Genomic DNA, 5060 nt, shown 5'->3' with positions numbered 1-5060 from the left:
TCGGCACCGCCATCGGCCGCCGCCAGCAGGAGAGTGTCACTGGAGTGGGTCATGGTGGAAGCTGAGGAAAAATCCGTGGACAGCATCTCATCCTCCAGGCTCATGGCGTGGGCCTGGACGGTCATGCCGGAAAAGATCAGCGCCATACTGGCCGCAAGGGTCTTGAGTTTCATGATGCGCCTCCTTGTGCCCCGCCAGGGGGCGGGCTTCCATCTTCAAGGGTGACTCGTCCATGAGTCGATCGACCCCTCGGGTCGGGTTCCTGCCCAAGGACTGCGAACACCATGCCAGGAATAAATAAAACTCAATTTAATCAAAATCTTGATATAAAGCTCTACCTCAAGGCTATCGCCGACATCTCGCCACCGGCCACGGAACTGTCGTCTAAGGCCGACGGAATTCGGCTTCCCGGCGCCCCTGTCCCTGTTCATAGACATTCATCGTGTCGCCACCAGCCGACAGGAGGCCGCCTCTCACCGCTCCCGGCAGGACGCGACGCCGGACCAGGCCCCAGACGCAGTGCGCCCCGCCTGAGGGCGGGGCGCATGGTGACTGCAGTGTCGGGCGTCGCCGGCGGCTACTTCCAGAAGTCGCGGATGGAGGCGATCCCCTGGGCACCCACGGCACGGGCGTGGTTGGCATCGAAGCGGGTCATGCCGCCCAGCGCGAAGACCGGCATGGCCGCCCGCTCCACCAGCTGCTGGAAATCGTGCCAGCCCATGGGGGGCACCTCCGGATGGGATGGCGTGGTGCGCAGCGGCGATAGGGTCGCGAAGTCGCAGCCCAGCCTGCCGGCCTGCTCCAGCTGCTGGCGGTCGTGGGTGGAGGCGGCGAGCCACTTGCCCTCGGCGATGGGGCGGCGCTCCAGCCGCATCAGCCGCTCGCTGGTGAGGTGTATGCCATCGGCATCGACCCGCTCGAGCAGCGACGGCTCGGCGTTGAGCAGCAGTCGTGCGCCATGCTGGCGACACAGCACCAGGGCGGCTTCGGCACGCGCCAGGTAGGCGGCCTCCTCGAGCTGCTTGGCGCGCAGCTGCACCAGGCGGGCACGATCCTCCACCAGCGCGCGCTCCAGGCGCTCAAGGAAAAGCCCCTCGTCCTCCTCCTCGGCGGTGATCAGGTACTCGGTAGGCAGCGCGACCGCCCTCAGGATCGGCAGATTGGCCGCCGGGAAGGGATATTTGACCAGCTCGTTCATCGGCACCCAGCGCACGGCCTGCCCCTCGCGGCCGAAGGGCTCCCCCGAGAAGTCGTGCACCTGCCAGACGTCGAGCAGGATGTGCTTGTCGGGATACTCGTGGTGGATGCGGATCAAGGGCTGGGCCCGCTTGATCTCCACCCCCAGCTCTTCGTGGAGCTCGCGCTTGAGCCCACCCAGGCCGGTCTCGTACGGCGCCAGCTTGCCGCCGGGAAACTCCCATAGCCCGCCATGGTCGACGTTGCTCGGCCGGCGGGCGATCAGGACCTGGTCGCCGTCGGCGCTGATGATGGCGGCGGCCGCCACATGCACCCTTCTCTTCACCATTGCGTTCATTCACCTTTCCAACTGGCCCGCCCCCGGGGGCGCGGGATTCTCTGTCCGGCGGTTGACCGACCGCTCAGCTGCGATAGTCGGCGTTGATGGTTACATAGTCATGGGAGAGGTCGGTCGTCCACACCGTGGCGCTCTGCTCCCCTCTTCCGAGATCGATGCGAATGGGGATCTCCTCCCGGGCCATCACCGTGCTGCCGGCCTCCTCGGTGTAGCAGGGGGCGCGGCCACCCGCCTCAACCAGGCGCACCTCGCCGAGGTCGATGGTCACCCGGGAGACATCGAAGTCTATCACCGGGGCTCGCCCCACCGCGGCCAGTATCCGCCCCCAGTTGGCATCCGAGGCGTAGAGCGCGGTCTTGACCAGCGGCGAGTTGGCCACGGTGAAGGCCACGTCGAGAGCCTCCCGGCGGGTGGTGGCACCGTTCACCTGCAGGGTCACGAACTTGGTGGCCCCCTCGCCATCGCGGATGATCGCCTGGGCCAGCTCGGTCATCACCCGCTGCAGGCCGTTGCGAAAGATGGCGATGGCCTCATCACCCTCGACCCGCGGGCCCTGCTGGGTGCTGATCAGCATGCAGGCGTCGTTGGTGGAGGTGTCGCCGTCCACGGTGATGCAGTTGAAGGAGCGATCCACCGTCTCGCTCAGCAGCTCCTCGAGCAGCGTCTGGTCGAGGGAGGCATCCGTGGCCACGAAAGCCAGCATGGTCGCCATGTTGGGCTGGATCATGCCCGAGCCCTTGGCGATGCCGTTGATGGTGACCGTGGCCTCGCCCAGCTCCAGGGTCACGCTGGCCCCCTTGGGACGGGTATCGGTGGTGAGGATACCCTCGGCGGCGTGCAGCCACGCCTCGTGGCCATCGTGCAGGCCCTCCAGCGCCGCGGGCAGGCCCGCCAGCAGCCGCTCCATGGGCAGCGGCTCGCCGATCACCCCGGTGGAGAACGGCAGCACGACCTCGGCGGGCACGCCGGCCAGGCGTCCCAGCTCGGCACAGGTGGCGCGGGCATCGGCAAGCCCCACCTCGCCGGTACCGGCATTCGCGTTGCCGGTATTGATCACCAGGTAGCGGGCCTGCTGGCCGGAGGCCAGGTGCTCGCGGGCCACGGTGACCGGCGCCGCGCAGAAGGCGTTGCGGGTGAAGGTCCCCGCCACCCGGGCACCCGCGGGCGCCTCGATCACCACCAGATCACGGCGGTTGGCCTTCTTGATGCCGGCCATGGCGGTGCCCAGGCGCACGCCGGGGATCGCCGACATCTCGGGAAAGCTTGCATTACCCACTGCCATCATCTCATCTCCTGTCTGGTGGGCGGCGGTTCAGTTCAGCTTGCCACAGCACTGCTTGTACTTCTTGCCGGAACCGCAGGGGCAGGCGTCGTTGCGTCCCACCTTGGGCCCTTCGCGGCGCACCGGGCGTCCGTCGGCACCCGGCAGCGGCGCCGCCTGAGTCTCGGCCGGATCGGCCGCATCGGGATCCTCGTGGCGACTGGCCGCCGTGGCCGTCTCCCGGGCCAGTGCCTCACGACGCTGGCGCTCCAGCTCATCGACCTCCTCGGGGCGGCGGACCTGCACGTGGCTCAGGATGCGTGTCACGTCGGCCTTGATGTTGGTCAACAGGTTCTGGAACAGCTCGAAGGACTCTCGCTTGTACTCCTGCTTGGGGTTCTTCTGGGCGTAGCCGCGCAGGTGGATGCCCCGGCGCAGGTGGTCCATGGACTGCAAATGCTCCTTCCAGCGGGTGTCGAGCACCTGCAGCATGACCTGCTTCTCGAAGCGGCGCATCAGGGCTTCGCCGGCCTCGTCCACCTTGGCCTGATAGGTCTCGAGGTGCATGGCCTGCAGGCGCTCGCGGAGCTGCTCCTCGTGGAAGCGCTCGTCCTCCTCGGCCCACTGCACCAACGGCGCCTCCAGGTTGAACTCCGCCTTGAGGTGGTCCTGAAGCCCGGGGAGGTCCCACTGTTCCGGGAGGCTCTGGGGCGGCACGAAGTCACTGATGGCCTGGTCCAGCACCTCCTGGCGAATGCCCGCCACTGCCTCGGCGACCTCGTCGGCGGCCAGGATCTCATTGCGCTGCTCATAGATTACCCGACGCTGGTCGTTGGCCACGTCATCGTATTCGAGCAGCTGCTTGCGGATATCGAAGTTGCGGCTCTCGACCTTTTTCTGGGCGCGTTCCACGGCGTTGGAGACCATCTTGTGCTCGATCGCCTCGCCCCGCTCGAGGCCCAGGGCCTTCATCATGCGCTGCACCCGGTCGGAGCCGAACAGGCGCATCAGGCTGTCCTCCAGGGACAGGAAGAAGCGAGTCGAGCCCGGATCCCCCTGGCGGCCGGCGCGGCCGCGCAGCTGGTTATCGATGCGCCGCGATTCGTGTCGCTCGGAACCGACCACGTGCAGCCCGCCGGCGGCGAGCACGGCGTCATGACGCTCCTGCCAATCGGCCTTGAGGCGTTCGAGCTGTTCGGGGCTCGGGTTGTCGAGCTTGGCCGCCTCGGCCTCCCAGTTGCCGCCCAGCATGATGTCGGTGCCGCGCCCGGCCATGTTGGTGGCGATGGTAATGGCCCCGGCCCGACCCGCCTGGGCGATGATTTCCGCCTCGCTCTGGTGCTGCTTGGCGTTGAGCACGCTGAAGGTGAGCCCGGCCTGAGTCATCAGCCCAGCGAGATACTCGGAGGTCTCGATGGAGGCGGTGCCCACCAGCACCGGTCGGCCGGCCTCGGTCTGGGTCTGGACGTCCTTGATGATCGCCTCGAACTTCTCCTCGGCGGTCAGGTAGACCAGATCGTTGAGGTCTCGGCGGATCAGCGGCTGGTTGGTGGGGATCACCACCACGTCGAGGCCGTAGATCTGGCGGAACTCGAAGGCCTCGGTATCGGCGGTGCCAGTCATGCCGGCCAGCTTGTCGTAGAGGCGGAAGTAGTTCTGGAAGGTGGTCGAAGCCAGCGTCTGGCTCTCCCGCTGCACCGCCACCTCCTCCTTGGCCTCCACCGCCTGATGCAGGCCCTCGGACCAGCGGCGACCAGGCATGGTGCGGCCGGTGTGCTCGTCGACGATCACCACCTGGCCCTCGGCGACGATATAGTCCACGTCACGATGATAGAGGTGTCGCGCGCGTAGCGCCGAGTGCATGTGCTGCAGCAGGTTGAGGTTCTGGGCAGCATAGAGGGAGTCCTCCTCGCCCAGCAGGCCCTCGGCCCGCATCAGTTCCTCGACCTTGTTGTGGCCGGTCTCGGTGATCTCTACCTGCTTGTGCTTCTCGTCGAGCAGAAAGTCGCCGCTGGCCGGCTCCTCGGGATCCTCGCAGATCGCCAGGTGAGTCGCCAGGCGATCGACGACCTTGTAGAGCTCGGTGTTCTCGTCCACGGCACCGGAGATGATCAGCGGGGTACGCGCCTCGTCGATCAGGATGGAGTCCACCTCATCGACGATGGCAAAGTTGAGCCCCCGCTGAACCTTGTCCTCCAGGGAGAAGGCCATGTTGTCGCGCAGGTAGTCGAAGCCGAACTCGTTGTTGGTGCCGTAGGTGATGTC

The 5060-nt window shown here is 66.8% G+C and carries 3 protein-coding genes; all 3 read right to left on the bottom strand.

What is annotated here, in order from left to right; genetic code table 11:
* Nucleotides 1-577: 577 nt before the first annotated feature.
* Nucleotides 578-1534: a Nudix family hydrolase gene (locus IBX53_RS14440; RefSeq protein ID WP_290910571.1), complete on the bottom strand. Its 957-nt coding sequence runs from the start codon at nt 1532-1534 to the stop codon at nt 578-580.
* Between the two features lie 64 nt (nt 1535-1598).
* Nucleotides 1599-2816 carry a bifunctional glutamate N-acetyltransferase/amino-acid acetyltransferase ArgJ gene (argJ, locus tag IBX53_RS14435; protein ID WP_290910573.1) on the bottom strand — a complete coding sequence of 406 codons (1218 nt, stop codon included), beginning with the start codon at nt 2814-2816 and terminating at the stop codon, nt 1599-1601.
* 30 nt (nt 2817-2846) lie between these two features.
* On the bottom strand, nt 2847-5060 hold a 2214-nt coding region (secA, locus tag IBX53_RS14430; RefSeq protein ID WP_290910569.1), incomplete at its 5' end, for a preprotein translocase subunit SecA.

Origin of the sequence: Halomonas sp. (assembly GCF_014859505.1) — a bacterium.
In the GTDB taxonomy this organism is placed as follows: Bacteria; Pseudomonadota; Gammaproteobacteria; order Pseudomonadales; family Halomonadaceae; genus Halomonas.
The sequence above is the reverse complement of the archived record's forward strand: the minus strand, read 5'-3'. Positions and strand labels throughout refer to the sequence as shown.